The sequence below is a fragment of the Streptomyces sp. NPDC001880 genome (assembly GCF_053594575.1).
In genome coordinates, this window is record NZ_JBSFET010000106.1 from 1 (window position 1) to 17,576 (window position 17,576).

The 17,576-nt window shown below is 71.4% G+C and carries 10 protein-coding genes and 1 pseudogene; all 11 read right to left on the reverse strand.

Going from position 1 to position 17,576, the window contains the following annotated elements; all coding sequences use genetic code 11:
* Positions 1-147 (reverse strand): annotated as a pseudogene (locus ACWCQ6_RS31530) (ketol-acid reductoisomerase); the annotation flags it as partial.
* Between the two features lie 87 nt (positions 148-234).
* Positions 235-807 carry an acetolactate synthase small subunit gene (ilvN, locus tag ACWCQ6_RS31535; RefSeq protein ID WP_451095041.1) on the reverse strand — a complete coding sequence of 191 codons (573 nt, stop codon included), beginning with the start codon at positions 805-807 and terminating at the stop codon, positions 235-237.
* Positions 808-821: 14 nt separating this feature from the next.
* Positions 822-2,711 carry an acetolactate synthase large subunit gene (locus ACWCQ6_RS31540; protein WP_451095043.1) on the reverse strand — a complete coding sequence of 630 codons (1,890 nt, stop codon included), beginning with the start codon at positions 2,709-2,711 and terminating at the stop codon, positions 822-824.
* Positions 2,712-2,847: 136 nt separating this feature from the next.
* Positions 2,848-3,624: a 4'-phosphopantetheinyl transferase family protein gene (locus tag ACWCQ6_RS31545; protein WP_451095045.1), complete on the reverse strand. Its 777-nt coding sequence runs from the start codon at positions 3,622-3,624 to the stop codon at positions 2,848-2,850.
* Positions 3,625-3,667: 43 nt separating this feature from the next.
* Positions 3,668-4,960, reverse strand: coding sequence for an MFS transporter (locus ACWCQ6_RS31550; RefSeq protein ID WP_451095047.1), 1,293 nt, complete (start codon positions 4,958-4,960; stop codon positions 3,668-3,670).
* Positions 4,945-6,423 carry an argininosuccinate lyase gene (gene argH, locus ACWCQ6_RS31555; RefSeq protein ID WP_451095049.1) on the reverse strand — a complete coding sequence of 493 codons (1,479 nt, stop codon included), beginning with the start codon at positions 6,421-6,423 and terminating at the stop codon, positions 4,945-4,947. The genes ACWCQ6_RS31550 and argH overlap by 16 nt, the downstream gene beginning before the upstream one ends.
* On the reverse strand, positions 6,420-7,685 hold the full coding sequence (locus tag ACWCQ6_RS31560) for an ATP-grasp domain-containing protein (protein ID WP_451095051.1): 1,266 nt from the start codon (positions 7,683-7,685) through the stop codon (positions 6,420-6,422). Before ACWCQ6_RS31560 ends, argH begins: the two co-directional genes overlap by 4 nt.
* The gene (locus ACWCQ6_RS31565) at positions 7,682-8,728 is read right to left on the reverse strand and encodes a PLP-dependent cysteine synthase family protein (RefSeq protein WP_451095053.1); all 1,047 of its coding nucleotides are present in this window, start codon (positions 8,726-8,728) and stop codon (positions 7,682-7,684) included. Before ACWCQ6_RS31565 ends, ACWCQ6_RS31560 begins: the two co-directional genes overlap by 4 nt.
* Before the next feature lies 1 nt (position 8,729).
* Positions 8,730-9,647 carry a GHMP family kinase ATP-binding protein gene (locus ACWCQ6_RS31570; protein WP_451095055.1) on the reverse strand — a complete coding sequence of 306 codons (918 nt, stop codon included), beginning with the start codon at positions 9,645-9,647 and terminating at the stop codon, positions 8,730-8,732.
* Positions 9,648-9,837: 190 nt separating this feature from the next.
* Positions 9,838-16,923 (reverse strand): amino acid adenylation domain-containing protein, encoded by a 7,086-nt coding sequence (locus ACWCQ6_RS31575; protein ID WP_451095057.1) that lies wholly within the window; start codon positions 16,921-16,923, stop codon positions 9,838-9,840.
* The coding region (locus tag ACWCQ6_RS31580) for a phosphopantetheine-binding protein (RefSeq protein WP_451095059.1) at positions 16,920-17,576 on the reverse strand (657 nt) is incomplete at its 5' end. The genes ACWCQ6_RS31575 and ACWCQ6_RS31580, both read right to left, overlap by 4 nt.

A 17,576-nucleotide genomic window follows, 5' to 3' on the forward strand; every position in this document is an offset into this window, starting at 1 on the left:
GTGCAGACCGACCCGGACATCGACACCCGAGTCACGCAGCGACAGCGCGTGGGCGTGACCCTGACTGCCGTAACCGATGACCGCGACCTTGCGGCCCTGGATGATGGACAGGTCGGCGTCGTCGTCGTAGAACAGCTCGGCAGGCATGGTGGTTCTCCTTGATTCCTGGAACGTGCGGGTGTGCGGACGGGAAAGCGGAAAGCTGTGGTCTGTACGGGACTGCGCGGACACTGCCTAGGCACTCTGCGCGTCGGCCGTCACCGTGGTGGCGGACGGGGTCAGGCGGATCGGCCGGGCCTCGCGTGCGGAGCGGTCGGCCAGGGCCCGGGAGCCGCGGCCGATGGCGATCGCGCCGGACTGGACGAGCTCCTTGATGCCGAAGCCCGCGAGCATCCGGAGCATCGCGTCGAGCTTGTCGCCGGAGCCGGTCGCTTCGAGGGTGACGGCGTCCGGCGAGACGTCGACGGTTCTGGCCCGGAACAGCTCGGCGATCTGGATGATCTGGGCCCGGGTGCCGTTGCCGGCGCTCACCTTCACCAGGACCAGTTCGCGCCGGACGGCGGAGTCCGCCTCCAACTCGACGATCTTGAGGACGTTGACCAGCTTGTTGAGCTGCTTGGTGACCTGTTCCAGGGCCAGTTGGTGGTCGACCCTGACGACGACGGTGATGCGGGAGAGCTCGGGATGTTCGGTGGTACCGACCGCGAGCGAGTCGATGTTGAAACCGCGGCGCGAGAACAGTGCGGCGACACGGGCCAGGATGCCGGGCGTGTCCTCGACCAGGACGGAGAGCGTGTGCTGGGACATGTCAGAGGGTCCTCTCAGTCGTCCGCAAAGTCGCCGAAGTCGGGGCGTACGTCGCGTGCGGCCATGATGTCGTCGTTGGAGGTGCCGGCAGGGACCATCGGCCACACCATCGCGTCCTCGTGGACGATGAAGTCCACCACGACGGGGCGGTCGTTGATCGCGTTGGCCTTGTCGATGATCGCGTCGAGCTCGTAGGGGTTCTCGCAGCGCAGGCCCACACAGCCCATCGCCTCGGAGAGCTGTACGAAGTCCGGGACCCGGGTGCCCCGGTTGGTGTCGGATCCCACTCCGCGGGTCGATCCGGTGTTCGCGTTGGTGGCTCCGTTGTGCAGCACCGTGTTGGAGAACCGTGCCCCGTAGAACAGGTTCTGCCACTGGCGGACCATCCCGAGCGCGCCGTTGTTGATCACCGCGACCTTGATCGGGATGTTGTTGAGCGCGCAGGTGGTGAGTTCCTGATTGGTCATCTGGAAGCAGCCGTCGCCGTCGATCGCCCAGACCGTGCGCTCGGGGCGTCCGGCCTTGGCGCCCATCGCGGCCGGGACCGCGTACCCCATCGTTCCGGCGCCGCCCGAGTTGAACCAGGTGCCCGGTTCCTCGTGCGGGAGGAACTGCGCCGCCCACATCTGGTGCTGCCCCACACCGGAGGCGAACAGCGTTCCCCGCGGAGCGAGTTGACCGATCCGCTCGATGACCTGCTGCGGAGCGAGCAGGGCCGGGTCTGCGGGCAGTTCGTAGCCGCGCGGGTAGGTGGTGCGCCAGTGGTCCAGCTCCCGCCACCAGGCGGTGTAGTCGCCGGCGCGGCCGTCCTCCCGCTCTGACTGCACGGCGTCGGACAGGGCGAGGAGAACCTCGCGGGCGTCCCCGACGATGGGTACGTCGGCGAGCCGGTTCTTGGAGATCTCCGCCGGGTCGATGTCGGCGTGGACGACCTTGGCGTGCGGGGCGAAGCCGTCCAGCCTGCCGGTGACCCGGTCGTCGAACCGGGCTCCCAGGGCCACGATCAGATCGGCCTTCTGGAGTGCGGCGACCGCCGCGACGTCCCCGTGCATACCGGGCATGCCCACGTGCTGCGGGTGGCTGCCGGGGAAGGCGCCCAGCGCCATCAGGGTGGTGACCACGGGCGCCCCGGTCAGCTCGGCCAGGGTGCGCAGCTCGTCCGTGGCCCGTGCCTTGAGCACACCGCCGCCGACGTACAGCACCGGGCGGCTCGACGTGCTGATCAGCCGGGCCGCCTCGCGGATCTGCCTGGCGTGCGGCTTGGTGACCGGGCGGTAGCCGGGCAGGTCCGTCCTGGCCGGCCACCGGAAGGTGGTGGCCGCCTGCAGGGCGTCCTTGGTGATGTCGATGAGTACCGGTCCGGGGCGGCCGGTCGAGGCGATGCGGAACGCCTCGGCGACCGTCCGCGGGATGTCGTCGGCGTTGGTGACCAGGAAGTTGTGCTTGGTGACCGGCATGGTGATACCGACGATGTCGGCCTCCTGGAAGGCGTCCGTGCCGATCGCCTTGGAGGAGACCTGGCCGGTGATCGCGACCAGCGGGACGGAGTCCATGTGGGCGTCGGCGATCGGGGTGACCAGGTTGGTGGCGCCGGGGCCCGAGGTGGCCATGCAGACGCCGACCTTCCCGGTGGCCTGCGCATAGCCGGTGGCGGCGTGTCCGGCGCCCTGCTCGTGACGGACCAGCACATGCCGGACCCGGGTCGAGTCCATCATCGGGTCGTAGGCGGGCAGGATCGAGCCGCCGGGTATACCGAACACGGTTTCCACGCCGGCCTCTTCGAGCGAGCGGATGAGCGACTGGGCACCCGTCATGCGCTCGGCGCCGTTGTCCGGCTGCCCGGCCGTGCGGGGCCGCATGTGCGGGAGGAGGGCCGCGGGGGCCTGCTTCACAGCGTTTGACATCGTCAGTTCCAAAAGTCCGTAGGAGTGTTGGCCGGGACATATCGGTGATCGGCCGCCACGGCGGGAGCGGCCGGGTGGTGCGTGCCCGCCGCCGGGTGATCACCGCAACGGTGCACCCGGCGGACCTGGGGAGAGGTCAGGGCGGAGTTCTTGCCGTCTGCAGGGCGTCGCAGGTGTGCCGTACGACGTCCAGACCGGCGAGCCTCCTGACGAGGGGTGCGTCCACGGTGAGCTCGCCGCGGACCGCCACCGCCGCCGCGTAGCCCCGGTCCACCGGAACGTCGAGGAGGGTCCAGCCCGACGGCGGGTACGGGCCCTCGGGTCGTCCCGAGCCGACGTAGTCGAGTGCGGGATCCCGCCCGAGACCCGTGCCGAGGCCCTTGAGGTAGGCCTCCTTGCGGGTCCAGAGCCTGGCAAGGGCCCGGGGCCGGGCCGGCGGGCTCAGGGCTGCCAGTTCGGCCTGCTCGTCCACGTGCAGCATCGCGGCGAGGTCGGCGGTGCCCTCCTCGTCCGGCACCAGTTCCACGTCGACCCCGATGGGGGCCGCCGCGGTTCCGACGACGGCGAGATCGCCGCGGTGCGACAGCGAGAAGAACAGCCGGTCGTCGGCGTCGAGCACGGTGGGCCGGCCGTGCGGTCCGCCGCAGCAGGGGCAGGTGTCCCGGCCGAAGTGGACCTCCTCGGGGCGCAGGCTCAGGTACGAGCCGAGCAGCCGGCGAAGGGCGACATGCGCGGCCGTGAACCGGGTTCGGTCGGCGGCGTGCATGAGGGTGGCGGCACGTTGACGCTCGGTCGCGTCGAGTACCTGTTCGTCCAGGATGCCGATGGGGACATCCGAGACCCTCAGGAGCCAGAGGTCGAGCGAGCCAGGGGGTGGCAGCTCACGAACGACCCACGGCAGGGTTTGTTCCACGGGGTCTCTCCTGTTCGTACGAGAGTGACAGGCGAGTCGGGTCTCACGGCGCGGCCGGCGCGACCGGGAGGTCCCGCCTTCGGCGCAGCGGCCCGATCAGGAGGAGCAGCGGGGTCAGGGCGAGTCCCGCGGTGAGCAGCCACAGAGTGGGCCGCAGTCCGAGGGCGGTGCCGAGGATCCCGCCGAGCAGCGAACCGAAGGGAATGGCGCCGAAGTTCGCGACCGAGACGCTGGCCGAGACGCGGCCGAGCAGCTGGGGCGGACAGTAGCGCTGACGGAACGCCCCCTGGATCACGTTGGCGAGCACGACACCGAGCGAGAGGACCGCGCTGCCGACCACCAGTGCCGACAGCGTCCAGTCCGTCCCCGTCATCGGGACGAGCAGGGCGAACGGGGCGCTGGCGATCGTGGCGACCAGCAGTCCGCGGGCCGAGCCGAACCGTGCGATCAGGCGTTTCGCGGCGGTGGCCCCGAGGATCCCGCCGATGCTGCTCGACGCGAGGAGCCAGCCGGTGGCGCCTTCGGGCACCCCGAGCTCACGGATGATGAAGACCGGCAGGATCGCCGCCTCGGCCGTCAGGAGCAGGTTGGTGGCGGTACCGTACAGGGTGAGAACGCGCAGGTACGGGTCCTTGAACGTGTACTGCACCCCCTCCTTGATGTCCTGTCGCAGGGCCCGTCGTTCCCCGGGTTTCTCCGGGAGCGGCTCCTTGCGCCGGATGCCGAGCAGGCACAGCGCGGAGACGAGGAACGTCGCCGAGTTGACGAGGAGACCGGAGGCAGCGCCGAACGCCTGGGCCAGCAGACCGCCGCCGCCCAGCCCCGCGACCTGGGCCACCGATTCACTGCCCTGGAGCTTGGCGTTGGCCTCCTGGAGGTCCTCGGGTCCGACGATGGAGGGCAGGTAGACCTTGTACGAGATCCCGAAGAACACCGCGGCGAACCCGTTGATCAGCGCAACGGCCATCAGCTGGGTCATCGTCAGGACGCCGAGCCAGCCGGCCACCGGAACGCTGGCCAGGAGCACGAGCGGGACCAGGTTGCAGATCAGCATGATCGGCCGGCGGCGCATCCGGTCCACCCAGGCACCGGCGGGCAGGCCGATGAGCAGCCAGGGCAGCCAGGGGGCGGCGGCCAGCACGCTCACCCAGAACGTGCTCGCATCGAGCGTCACCACGGCCACCAGGGGCATGGCGACCCCGGTGATGTTGATGCCGACGCGGTTGGTCGTCTCGCCGAGCCACAGCAGCCGGAAGTCGTGGTGGCCGAGCAGTCCGCTGCGCGGCGGGCACTCCTGTTCCGTGCCCGCAGGGCGTTCGGTCAGGCGGGCCGACATGACGTCACCGCCTCGGTCACGATCCGCGACAGCAGCGCCGCTCCGTCGGACCAGCGGGTGCGCCGGCCGGTCAGTTCGGACTTGAGCTCGTCCCGCAGGGTGCCGAGGGCGCGTATGCCGTCGGCCGTGGAACCGGGTCCGCCGCCGTGGGCGCACGCCGCGGCCACCCGGTCGGGGGCCAGGCCGCCGTCGTCGACGGCGGCGAAGTGGGCCGCGTCCACCAGCGACCGGCCGGATTCCAGGGCACCGAGCACGGTCGCGCCGACCAGATGATGTGCGGCCCTGAACGGCGTTCCGTCCAGGACGAGCCGCTCCGCGAGGTACGTGGCGGAGGTGAAGCCGTCCACGGCCCGGTCCGTCATGCGTTCGCGTTCCGGTTCCGTGCCCGCCACCACCAGGCTCAGCAGCGTCACCGCGTCGGTGGTGCTGCTCAGGCCGGGCCAGAGGTGCCGTACGGCCTCGGTGCCCACCGCGATGGCGTTGGTGTAGCCGCCGGTGGTCATCGCGGACGCCGCGCCGACGAACGCGCCGAGGCTCGCGGTGGACCTGCCCTGGATGTGTTCGAGCAGGAAGGGGTTGCGCTTCTGCGGCATCATCGAGCTGGAGCCGACGAGGGTGTCGCCCACCCTCAGCAGCCCGAACTCCTCCGAGGTCCAGGTGCTCAGGTCCCGTCCGGCGCGGGCCAGCGCGACGCCGAGGACGGCGGAGGCGGACAGCAGGTCGAGAACGAAGTCCCGGGAGGCCACCGCGTCGACCGAGTTGGGCGCGGTGGAGCCGAAGCCGAGCAGTTCGGCGGTGCGCCGGGGGTCGATGGGGACGGACGTCCCGCCGATCGCGCCGGCGCCCAGCGGGTTGACGTCGATCTGGCGTCCGGCGTCCAGCAGCGACTGGTACGCGCGCAGCACCGCGCCGGCGACACCGGCGAGGTAGTGCCCGTAACTGATCGGTACGGCCGGCTGGCCGTGGGTGTAGGCGGGCATGATCACGTCCCGGTACTCCTCGGCCTTCGCCAGGAGCACCCCCGCCAGCCGGTCGACCGCGTCGAGCAGGGCCAGGTAGGGACCGCGCGTCTTCAGCCGGGTGGTGGTGGCGTTGAGGTCGTTGCGCGAGCGGCCGGTGTGCAGGATGCCGCCGGTCCCGTCGCCCAGCCGCTCGATGAGGTGTCCCTCGTACGCCAGGTAGACGCCGCGCGGCATCGGGGTGGCGCGGACCGGGGCGAAGTCCTGGCCGCGCAGTTCCTCGATGGTGCTCAGCAGGGCCGCGGCCCGGTCCGCGTCCACGATCCCGCGTTCGGTGAGCATGATCAGGTGGGCCCGGTCGACCTCGCTGATGCAGCGCAGTTCCTCGCCCAGCCCGTCCGTGGTGTGGGGCAGGTACTGGTCGTAGACGATGCGGTGCGCCTCGGCGTCGAGCGCGGCCTTCAGCCGGCCGGTGTCGACGCCGTGCGCCGTCGCTGCGGTCATGCGAATGCCTCCTCTGTGTGCAGGTCCGCGTAGGACACGGCTTCGCCGAGCAGGGCCACGGCCCGGTCGGCGGCCTCGGCCGCCCGGACCGAGCGGTCGGCGACGGAGATCGCGTGGCCGACGCGGCCCCGGAAGTCCTCGGCGGGGCCGACGGGTTCGCCCGCGGCGCGGTAGAGCACCGCCTCGACGGTGCCCGGTACGGTGCGGGCCCGGGCCACGGCTTCTGCGAGCGCGGCGGAGGGGGCGAGGATGCCGTCCTGTTCCGCGGTGAGGAAGCGGATCGAGGCGCGGGCGTATCCGGAGCGTTCCAGCTCGGGAGCGGTGCCGAGCGCGGCCAGTACCTGGGCGCGCACCAGGTCGATCCCGCAGGCCCTGCGGACGAGTTCGGGGATCATGCCGCCGGCGAGCCGGGGGTTGACCTCGATGACCTCGGCGGTCCTGGGCCCGGTCAGGCGTAGTTCGACATGGGCGGCTCCCCAGCCGAGGCCGAGGGCCCGCACGGCTCGTACCGCGGACTCGCGCAGCGCGATCTCCTGTTCGCCGGGCAGGGCGGCCGGTACGTCGTGGCCGATCTCGACGAAGGACGGCAGCGCGCCGACGTGCTTGGCGACGGTGACGACGGCGTCGGTGCCGAACACCTCGACGGAGAACTCCGGCCCTGTCAGGTACTCCTCGACCAGGATCCGGCCCGGTGAGGCGATGCCCCGCTCGTTCACGGTGGCCGCCAGCAGTGTCCCGGCGTGCTCGGCGACCTCGTCGAGGTCCGCGCAGAGCCGTACGCCCAGACTCCCCGAGCCCTGGACCGGTTTGACCACCACGGGCAGTCCGATGGAGCGGGCCGCGGCCAGTGCGTCGGCGACTTCGAAGACGACGGCGAAGTCCGGCGATCCGACGCCCGCGTCGACGAGCACCCGGCGCTGTTCGGCCTTGTCCCGGCAGGCCCGCACGGCTTCGGCCGGCGGGCCGGGCAGCCCGAGCCGGTACGCCAGTGCGGCGGCGGCCGGTACGTAGTACTCGGAGCTGGTCAGGACGCCCGCGATGGTGGCCTCGTCCTCCAGGGCGCGGACGGCCGCCCACAGCGCGGCCTCGTCGGAGGTGTCCACGACGACCGTCCGCAGCCGGTCCTCGGCGGCGTAGGGGTAGCGGTCCGGGTCCGCGCAGAGCAGCACGGGCACCACGCCCAGCTCGGCCGCACGCCGCGCGAACAGCCGTCCCGTACCGGTGGTGTTGCTCTCCACCAGGAGCAGCAGGCGCTCGTTCATGAGCCGACCACCGGCAGCACCACGTCGTCGAAGCCGCGGCGGGCCCACAGCAGCCGGGACCAGGCGGCGGGGGCGTCCAGCGGGTGTTCGACGGTGACCGGGCCGTCGACGGCGGGGGCGGGGACGATCCCCTGCTCACGCAGCCAGCTGTCGTTGTAGACCGTGGACTGGTAGCGGTAGCCCTCGTCCGGGAGCACCATCACGACGGTGCTGTCCGGGTTCTGCTCTGCCCACCACGAAGCCACCTGGAAGGAAGCGCCGCTGGTCGGGCCCATGAACAGGCCGTGTGCGCGGTAGAGCTCGTGGGTGGCGTGGAACGCCTCGGGGGCCGTCACCCAGTGGACCTCGTCGTACGCCGCGTGCCTGACGTTGCCCGGGTGGATGCTGCTGCCGAGCCCGCGCAGCATGCGCGGTCCGTCCGGGCTGCCGAAGATGATGCTGCCCTGGGTGTCCACGCCGACCAGGTGCAGGGCCGGACCGGTCTGCCGCAGCGCGGCGGCGAGTCCGCCGGTCGAGCCGCCCGAACCCACCGGGCCCACCAGGCAGTCCACGGCTCCGACGGTGTCGCCGATCAGATCGGCGACGATGCCGTACGCGCCGGGGTTGTCGGGGTTGTCGTACTGGCCGGGGACGAAGGCGTCCGGATGCTGCCGGCGCAGTTCGGCGACGCGGGCGAGCCGGGCGCCCTGGATGCCTCCGGCCTGACCGGTGTGCTCGACGATCTCCACCGTCGTACCGAGCATTTCGAGCCGGGTGCGCAGGTCCCGGTCGATCGCCGAGTCGCCGACGATGGTCAGCGGGTAGCCGCGCAGGCGGCAGACCATGGCCAGGCCCAGGGCGAAGGTGCCCGAGGAGGTCTCGATGATCGGGGTGCCCGGGGAGATCAGGCCCGCGGCCTCGGCGCGGTCGAGTATGTAGCGGGCGGGCAGCAGCTTCATCAGGCTGAAGGCCGCCGCGTAGAGGTTGTCCGTCACCTTGATGATGCGTGGCAGCTCCGTGGCCTCCACGATCGAGGAGTGAGCCTTGGGCAGAGTCGTCGTCATGTCAGTCACCCGTCGTGTAGTTCCACTGCTCGTGAATTCCGAGCTCTTGCAGGAGGTCCTGGGCCAGGTCGGTCCGCGCCTCGACCTCGGGGTCGTCCCGGTCGAAGAGAAGACCCGCGATGTCCCCGCTGTGCGCCGCCTGTACCCCGACGGCTCCGGTGGTCCGCGCGATGTCACGGATGCGGTCGAGGTCCGGGATCGGCAGATGACGCTGATTGATCTCCGTGCTGGCCGTGGCCACCGAGCCCAGCAGGGCCACGTCCTTCATCTGAATGGCCTCCCGGAGCATCGCCTGCAGCCGGGTGAAGAGGTCGATCTCGTCCTGCCCGTAGCGGGCCGGCGAGAGGGCGAGCGTGTCCACGCCCCGGCCGCCTCCCTCGGGGCGTGAGCCGAAGCCGAGGATCCGCATGGCCGGCATCCGGTAGCCGAAGTCCTCGATCACCGTGCCCTCGCGCTGGGCGAACAGGACCGTGGACTCCTCGAACATCAGGGAGTCGGACGCGGTCTCCGCGCGTACCGCGATCCGGGCCACGTCCTGCGGCGACAGCGGGCTGACGAACGCGTCCTTCACCGCCCAGATGGCCGCGAGCACATCGCTCGTGGACGAGCCGAAGCCCCGGCACAGCGGTACGTCGCCGGTGAGGTCCAGATGACCGCCCGCCGGCTCGGCGCCCGGCGGTGTCACGGCGCGGACGGTGAGTTCGGCCGCGCGCCGCGCCTTGCCCTTCCATTCCGGCGTGACGGTGACCTCGTCGCCGGGAGCGGGTATGAACGTCGCGCGCGTCGCGTGAATGGTGCAGGGAAGAGTGACGAGACCTCGGGTGAGCCCGCCGTCACCGGGGAACACGCCTTGCAGGATCTCGCCGTGGTGGACGGGGGCTGAAGCTACCCCGACACGCCAGCCGGAATGATCAACCATTTCCTTGACTTTCTGTTGCCGGGAGCCGTGGCCTGCGGATGGCTTCACGCTATGCAGGCCGGAACCCGCCGCCCGGCGGCATGAGCGGCAGCACGCGGGCAATTCGGGGTGCCGAAGAAGGCGGCGGCGCACGCACAGGTGCCCGGGTCCGCCGTCGTGGCGGGCCCGGGCACCTGCGGGTGGCTCCGGATCAGTGGCGCACTCCTCGCAACTCCTCGGCCAGTACCTTTCCGATCTCGCGCAGGGGTTCGGCCGTGGTCATGTCCCAGTGCTCGCAGTCGATGTGGTGCTCCTCGACACGGCCGCCGACATGGGGTGCCCAGGCGTCCGCGCCGCCCGTCGCGGACGGGGTGCGGGCGGCGTCGAAGAACACCGCGTCGCCGCCGAACCGCCGCCGGGGAACGTACCGGTAGCGCATCTCCAGGTTGCCGGCCGTCGCGGCGACGACGGCGGCGGCCTGGGCGGGCTCCAGGGCGCCCAGGATCGCGTCCTCGGCGCGCAGCACGGCGGCCAGTTCCTCCGGGTCCGGGGCGGTGTCGGCGCACCGCACGTCGATCTCGGCGCCGCGGCCGCCGAGCAGTGCGGTCAGCACCTCCCGCCCGGTGATGGCGGGTGGCCGGAATCCGTCTGGCAGCGGGTAGGAGTCGAGCAGCGCCAAAAGGGCCACTTGCTCCCCCTGCTCCTCCAGTCTGGCCGCGATCGCGTGCGCCACCAGACCGCCGAACGACCAGCCGAGCAGGTGGTACGGGCCGTGGGCCTGGACCGAGCGGATCTCGGCCACATAGCCGTCCGCCATCTCCTCGATACCGGCCGGCCGGTCCGAGGGGCTGGTCAACTCCTTTGCCTGGAGCCCGATCAGCGGCCGTCGCCCGCCGATGTGCCGGAGCAGTCCGGCGTACAACCAGCTCATCCCGGAGACCGCGTGGACGCAGAACAGCGGTGCCTCGGTGTCGGTGGCGGACGCGGCCCGGATGGGCAGCAGGGTCTCCATCGGGTCGCCGCCCGAGTTCGTGGCGATGTGCTCGGCGAGCAGCACGGGCGTCGGGTACTGGAACAGGTCCCGGATGGTGACGCGGGTGTCCCAGATGGAACGGATCCGGCCGATCAGCCGGGTCGCGAGCAGGGAGTGGCCGCCGAGTTGGAAGAAGTGGTCGTCGATGGTGACCGACGCCAGTCCGAGGACCTCCGCGAAGAGGCCGCACAGGACTTCTTCCGCCGGGGTGCGCGGCTCCCGGCCCCCGCCGGTGTCGGCCTGCTGCGGTTCGGGCAGCGCACGGCGGTCGAGCTTGCCGTTGACCGTCAGGGGCAGCGCCTCCAGGGGCACGATCGTGGCCGGAACCATGTACTCGGGCAGGGCCGTGACCGCGTGCCGGCGGAGCTCGGCCAGGTCGGGACGACTGCCTTCGGTGGGCACCACGTACGCCACCAGCCGTTTGTCACCGGGCCGGTCCTCGCGGATCAGCACCGCCACCTGGGCGAGGGAGGGGTGCCGCAGCAGCGCCGATTCGATCTCACCCGGCTCGATGCGGAAACCCCGCAACTTGATCTGCTGGTCGGCCCGGCCGAAATACTCCAGCGCGCCGTCCTGGCTCCAGCGGGCCAGGTCGCCGGTGCGGTACATCCGGGAGCCGGGCGCACCGTGGGGGTCGGCGACGAACCGTTCCGCGCTCAGTGCGGGCTGTCCGATGTAGCCGTGGGCGAGGCCGTGCCCGGCGACGTACAGCTCACCGGGCACGCCGGGCGGCAGCAGCCGGAGGTTCTCGTCCAGGACGTAGGCGTGCTTGCCGGCGATCGGCCGTCCGATCGGGATGGCGGGTGCCGGGCCGGTGAGGGTGTGGGTGGTGGTGAAGCCCATGCTCTCGGCGGGCCCGTAGCCGTTGACGAGGTGGAGGTGGGGGTGATCGTCGAGTGCCTTGGCGGTGTGGGCGGGTGAGGCCGCCTCGCCGGCGGTCATGGCCTCCTTGATCCGGGAGAAGACCGCCGGGTGCTCGTCGAGCATGTGGTTGAACAGGCTCGCCGACATCTGCAGGGTGGTGATCCCGTGCCGTTCCACCAGCTCCGCGATCTGGTGCGGGTCGGTGTGCTGACCGGGCTGCAGGACGCAGACACCGCCGTGCAGGAGAGGTCCGAAGACCTCCAGGGCGAAGGCGTCCCAGGAGACCGGAGAGCTCTGCAGATAGGTCTGGCCGGGGCCGAAGTCCAGGTAGTCGGGGCCGATGAAGGTGGCGGCCAGCGCCCGGTGCGAGGCCGCGACACCCTTGGGTACTCCGGTCGACCCGGAGGTGAACATCACACAGGCGATGGACTCCGGGTGCCCGCCCGTCTCCACCTGGGTTCCCGGCAGAGCGCTGATCGCGGGTATCTCCGCGGTCAGGTCGACCAGGGTGGCCCGGGTCGACAGGGCCGTCAGGTGGGCCTGGGTGACCAGCGCCGCCGGATCGGTCTGCCCGAGCACGGTGTTCAGCCGGTCGGCCGGGAACTGCGGGTCGAGCAGGGTGTATCCGGCTCCGGCCTTCAGGGCGGCGAGCAGGGTGGCGATCAGTTGCGGGGACCGCTCCAGGTGGATGGCGACGATGCTGCCCGGGGTGACGCCGCGCGCGGTCAGGTGGCGGGCCAGCCGGTTGGACCAGATGTCCAGCTCCCGGTAAGTGACCTGCTGTTCCTCGTGGACCAGCGCCACCTCGTGCGGGGTGCGGCCGGCCTGCGCCGTGAAGAGCGCGTCGAGCCCGAGTGAGGGCGCCGGTGACTGCGCGCCGCTCCACTCCCGCAGCTGCGCCCGCTCGTTCCCCGACACCGGCTCCAGCTCGGCGAGGGGCAGATCGGGGGTGGCCGCGGCGCCCGTGAGCAGCCGGACCAGACGGTCCGCGGTGGCCTCGATGGTGCGTGCGTCGTACAGGTCGGTGGTGTACTCGATCAGGATGTCGAGGCCGTCGGGCCGGCCGTCGGCGGCGCGGTTCTCGGCGAACGCGAAGGTGAGGTCGAACTTGGCGACGGAGACCGGCGGGAAGGCGAACTCGCTTTCCAGTCCGGCCAGTCGGGGGGCCTCGTTGCTGGTGTCGCCGACGGTGAGCATGACCTGGAAGAGGGGGTGCCGGGCGGTGGTGCGCTCGGGGTTGAGGGCTTCGACCAGCCGGTCGAACGGCAGGTCCTGGTGGGCCCAGGCGGCGAGGTCGGTCTCCCGGACCCGGGTGAGCAGCTCGCGGAAGCTCGGGTCGCCGCTGGTGTCGGTGCGCAGGACGAGGGTGTTGACGAAGAAGCCCACGAGGTCGTCGAGCTTCTGGTCGGTGCGGCCCGCGACGGGTGAGCCGAGCGGGATGTCGTGGCCGGCGCCGGACCGGGACAGCAGGGTCGCCACGGCCGCCTGGGCCACCATGAACAGGGTCGTCCCGGTGTCCTGGGCGAGCGACATCAGGGCGGTGTGCAGCTCGGCGGGGCAGTGCACGGCGTGTGTGCGGCCGCGGTTGGAGGCGACGGCGGGGCGGGCGTGGTCTGCGGGCAGCGTGGCCTCCTCCGGCAGCTCGGCGAGCACCCCGCGCCAGTGGTCGAGCTGGCGTTCCTCGTCGCGTTCCAGGAGTCGCTGCTGCCAGAGGGAGTAGTCGGCGTACTGGACGGGCAGCGGCTCCCAGGCGGGGGCGGTGCCCTCGGTGCGGGCCTCGTAGGCGGCGGCCAGGTCGCGGAAGAGCGGTCCGTTGGACCAGCCGTCGGAGGCGATGTGGTGGATCACGAGCATGAGCACGTGGTCCTCGGCCGCGAGCCTCAGCAGCTGTGCCCGGTACGGCCGTTCGGCCGCCAGGTCGAAGGTCCGGCCGGCCTGCTCGGCCAGATGCTCGGTGAGTTCCTCCTCGGTGGTGGTGATCAGGGGCAGTTCGGCGTCGGCCGGCGGAAGGACGTACTGGTGGGGGGTGCCCTCACGGGCGGGGAAGACGGTGCGCAGGCCTTCGTGGCGTGTGATGACGTCGGTGAGGGCGAGTTGGAGTGCCTGGTGGTCGAGTGCGCCCTTGAGGCGCAGGGCGAGCGGAATGTTGTAGGTGGCGGACGGGCCTTCCATCTGGTCGAGGAACCACAGCCGCTGCTGCGCGGACGAGAGCGGGATGATGTCCGGCCGCTCCTCGGGCATCAGCGCCGGCCGGCGTGCTCCACTGCCTTCGGCCGCGATCCGCTCGGCCAGCTGCGCGACGGTCGCGTACTGGAAGAGGTCCCGGATGGTGATCTCGGTCTCCCACACGGCCCGGATGCGGCTGATGAGGCGGGTGGCGAGCAGGGAGTGGCCGCCGCGTCGGAAGAAGTGGTCGTCGATGGTGACCGACGGCAGCCCGAGCACGGCCGCGAAGAGGCCGCACAGGACTTCCTCGGCGGGTGTGCGGGGCGGGCGGCCCCCGGTGCCGGTGCTCTGCCGGGGTACGGGCAGGGCCCGCCGGTCGACCTTGCCGTTGGTGGTGAGCGGGATCTCGTCGAGGACGACGAAGGCGGACGGGACCATGTACTCCGGGAGTGCCCCGGCGATCTCGCGGTGCACCGCCTCGGTGTCGATCCGGGCGCCGTCGGCGGCGACGAGGTAGGCGGCGAGACGCTTGTCGCCGGGCCGGTCCTCCCGCACCACGACGGTCGCCTGCCCCACGCTCTCGTGGGCGGTCAACGCGCTCTCGATCTCGCCGAGTTCGATACGGAAGCCGCGGAGCTTGACCTGCTGGTCGGCACGGCCGAGGTATTCGAGGGAACCTCCATGGTTCCAGCGGACGAGGTCACCGGTGCGGTACATCCGTGTACCGGACGGGCCGTACGGGTCGGCCACGAAGCGCTCCGCCGTCAGTGCGGCGCGGTTGAGGTAGCCCTGGGCCAGGCCGGCGCCGGCGATGTACAGCTCGCCCGGAGCGCCGGGTGGAACCAGCCGCAGGGCGGCGTCGAGGACATAGAGCCGGTGGTTGTCGAGGGGTTCACCGATCGGGATGGCACCTGTGTGGTCCAGCGGACGGTGGATGCGGTGGGTGGTCGCGAAGGTGGTGGTCTCCGTCGGTCCGTAGCCGTTGACGACGGTGGTGTCCGGGCAGTGGTCCATGACGCGGCGCACCGCCTCGGGCGGGACGACGTCACCTCCCGCCCACACCTCATGGACCCCGGCGAACGCCTCGGGTGCCTCCTCCGCCATGACACGGAAGAGACCTGCGGTCATCCAGAGCGCGGTGATCCGGTGCTGGGCCAGCAGCCGTTGGTAGTCGGCGGGGGCGAGATGGCCTCGCGGTGCCACCACGACCGTGCGGCCGTTCAGCCACGGCACCCACATCTCGTACGTCGAGGCGTCGAAGGCGGCCGGCGAGTGGAACAGCACGCGTCGGTGGTTGCCGTTCGCGTACATGGTCTGGGCCGCCAGGTCCGCGACGTTGCGGTGGGTGACGGCGACACCCTTCGGGACCCCGGTGGAGCCCGAGGTGAACATCGCGTACACCGGCTGGTCGGGGTGGACGGTGTGTGCCGGAGCGGTGGCGGGCAGCAGGTCGAGTTCGGTGGTGTCGCCCAGGACGACGACCTGTGCGTCGGAGTCCAGGACGACCTGGTGGTCCGAGAGGGCCTGATCGGTGAGGAGGACCGGTGCCCGGGTGTCGGCCAGGATCTGGACGAGCCGGCTGTCCGGGTCGGTGGTGTTCAGCGGGGCGTACACGGCGCCGGCCTTGACCACGGCGAGCAGGGCGGTGAGCAGGTCGGTCGAGCGCTCCATGAGGACGGCGACCACGTCGTGCCGTTGCACTCCGGCGTTGATGAGGTGGTGGGCGAGCCGGTTGGTGACCTCGTCGAGTTCGGCGAAGGTCAGCTCGTGGTCCTCGTCCACCAGGGCCATGGCGTCCGGGGTGCGGGCCGCCTGCGCGGCGAACAGCTCCGCCAGGCTCATTTCGGAGGTACCGGTGGTGGTGCCGCTGCGCTCCTCCAGGAGCAGCCGCCGCTCGTGCTCGCCGAGCAGGTCGAGGACCGACAGCGGGGTGTCGGGCGAGGTGACCACGGCCTCCAGCAGCCGGTGCAGCCGGGCCATGAGGGCATCGATGGTCCGGGCGTCGTAGAGGTCGGTGGCGTACTCGATGGTGATGTCCAGGCCGTCCGGCCGGCCGTCGCGGGTGCGGTGCTCGGCGAAGCCGAAGGTCAGGTCGAACTTGGCGATCTGCAGGGCGCTGTACTCGGTACGGGCGTCGAGCCCCGGGAAGCCGATGACGTCGGACCCGGCCTCGCCCATGGTGAGCATCACCTGGAAGAGCGGGTGGCGGGAGGCGGACCGCTCGGGGTTCAGCGCCTCGACCAGCCGGTCGAAGGGCAGGTCCTGGTTGTCCCAGGCCGCCAGGTCCGTCTTGCGGACCCGGGAGAGCAGGTCGCGGAAGCTCGGGTCGCCGCTCAGGTCCGTGCGCAGCACCAGCGTGTTGACGAAGAAGCCGACCAGTCCGTCGAGTGCCTCGTCGATGCGCCCCGACACCGGGGAGCCGATCGGGATGTCGAGCCCGGCTCCGGAGCGGGACAGGGCGGTCGCCACGGCGGCCTGGACGGCCATGAACAGTGTGGCGCCGGACTCCCGTGCCAGGTGGGTCAGGCCGATGTGGAGATCGGCGGGCAGGTGTACGTCGCAGGTGGCGCCCACGTACGAGGCGGAGGCCGGGCGCGGACGGTCGGCCGGCAGGGTGGCCTCCTCCGGCAGTTCGGCCAGCGCCTTGCGCCAGAAGTCAAGTTGGCGGGCTCCGGCGCTGTCCGGGTCGTCGCCCTCGCCGAGCAGTTCCTGCTGCCAGAGGGTGTAGTCGGCGTACTGGACCGGCAGCGGCTCCCAGCCGGGCACGATGCCCTGGGCGCGGGACTCGTAGGCTGTGGCGAGGTCCTGGAGCAGGGGTGCGGTCGAGCCGCCGTCGGACACGATGTGGTGCATCACGATGAGCAGGACGTGCTCCTGCTCGCCCAGGGCGACCAGGCGTGCCCGGACCGGCAGGTCCACCGCGAGGTGGAAGACCTGGGCGGACTCCTCGGCGAGCACGGCCGGCAGCGTCGCGGCGTCGGCCGGGACGACGTCCAGAGCGAGCTCCACGTCCTCCTCGGCGAGGATGTGCTGGTACGGGGTGCCGTCCTGGTCGGGGAAGAGGGTGCGCAGGCTCTCGTGTCTGCCGACCACGTCCAGGAGCGCCGAATGGAGCGCCGGGCGGTCGAGTTCGCCGCTCAGCCGTACGGCGAGCGGGATGTTGTAGGTCGTGGACGGCCCTTCCATCTGGGCGATGAACCAGAGCCGCTGCTGGGCGAATGACAGGGGAATCACTTGGTCACTCCCATCCGGCGCATCGGCCGAAGTCTGGGCCGTGCGGCCTCGGCGCCGTCGAGCTTCTCGACGAGCGTGGCCACGATCGGGTTTTCGAAGAGGGTCGCCACGGAGAGCTCGACCCCGAGGACGGTACGAATCCGGCCGGCGAGCCGGGTGGCGAGGAGCGAGTGGCCGCCGAGGTTGAAGAAGTGGTCGTCGATGGTGACCGACGGCAGTCCGAGGATCTCCGCGAAGAGACCGCACAGGACTTCTTCCTTGGCGGTGCGCGGTGCGCGCCCGGTGGTTTCGTTGCTGAGCTGCGGGGCGGGCAGGGCGCGTCGGTCGACCTTGCCGTTGACGGTGAGGGGGATCTCGTCGAGGACGACGAAGGCGGACGGGACCATGTACTCGGGCAGCAGCCCGGACACCTGCCGCTGTACGTCCCCGGGTTCGATCCGGGCGCCTTCCTCGGCGGTGAGGTAGGCGACGAGGCGCTTGTCGCCGGGCCGGTCCTCGCGGACCACGACGGTGGCCTGGGCCACGCCGGGCCGTCCGGCGAGGACGGTCTCGATCTCGCCGAGTTCGATGCGGAAGCCGCGGAGCTTGACCTGCTGGTCGGCACGGCCGAGATACTCGACCGAGCCCTCGTGGTTCCAGCGGACCAGGTCACC

Excerpts from the sequence above, each read along its gene's own strand:
- ilvN (WP_451095041.1), bottom strand. The coding sequence starts at position 807 with ATGTCCCAGCACACGCTCTCCGTCCTGGTCGAGGACACGCCCGGCATC.
- ACWCQ6_RS31565 (WP_451095053.1), bottom strand. The coding sequence starts at position 8,728 with ATGACGACGACTCTGCCCAAGGCTCACTCCTCGATCGTGGAGGCCACG.
- argH (WP_451095049.1), bottom strand. The coding sequence starts at position 6,423 with ATGACCGCAGCGACGGCGCACGGCGTCGACACCGGCCGGCTGAAGGCC.
- ACWCQ6_RS31570 (WP_451095055.1), bottom strand. The coding sequence starts at position 9,647 with ATGGTTGATCATTCCGGCTGGCGTGTCGGGGTAGCTTCAGCCCCCGTC.
- ACWCQ6_RS31540 (WP_451095043.1), bottom strand. The coding sequence starts at position 2,711 with ATGTCAAACGCTGTGAAGCAGGCCCCCGCGGCCCTCCTCCCGCACATG.
- ACWCQ6_RS31560 (WP_451095051.1), bottom strand. The coding sequence starts at position 7,685 with ATGAACGAGCGCCTGCTGCTCCTGGTGGAGAGCAACACCACCGGTACG.
- ACWCQ6_RS31550 (WP_451095047.1), bottom strand. The coding sequence starts at position 4,960 with ATGTCGGCCCGCCTGACCGAACGCCCTGCGGGCACGGAACAGGAGTGC.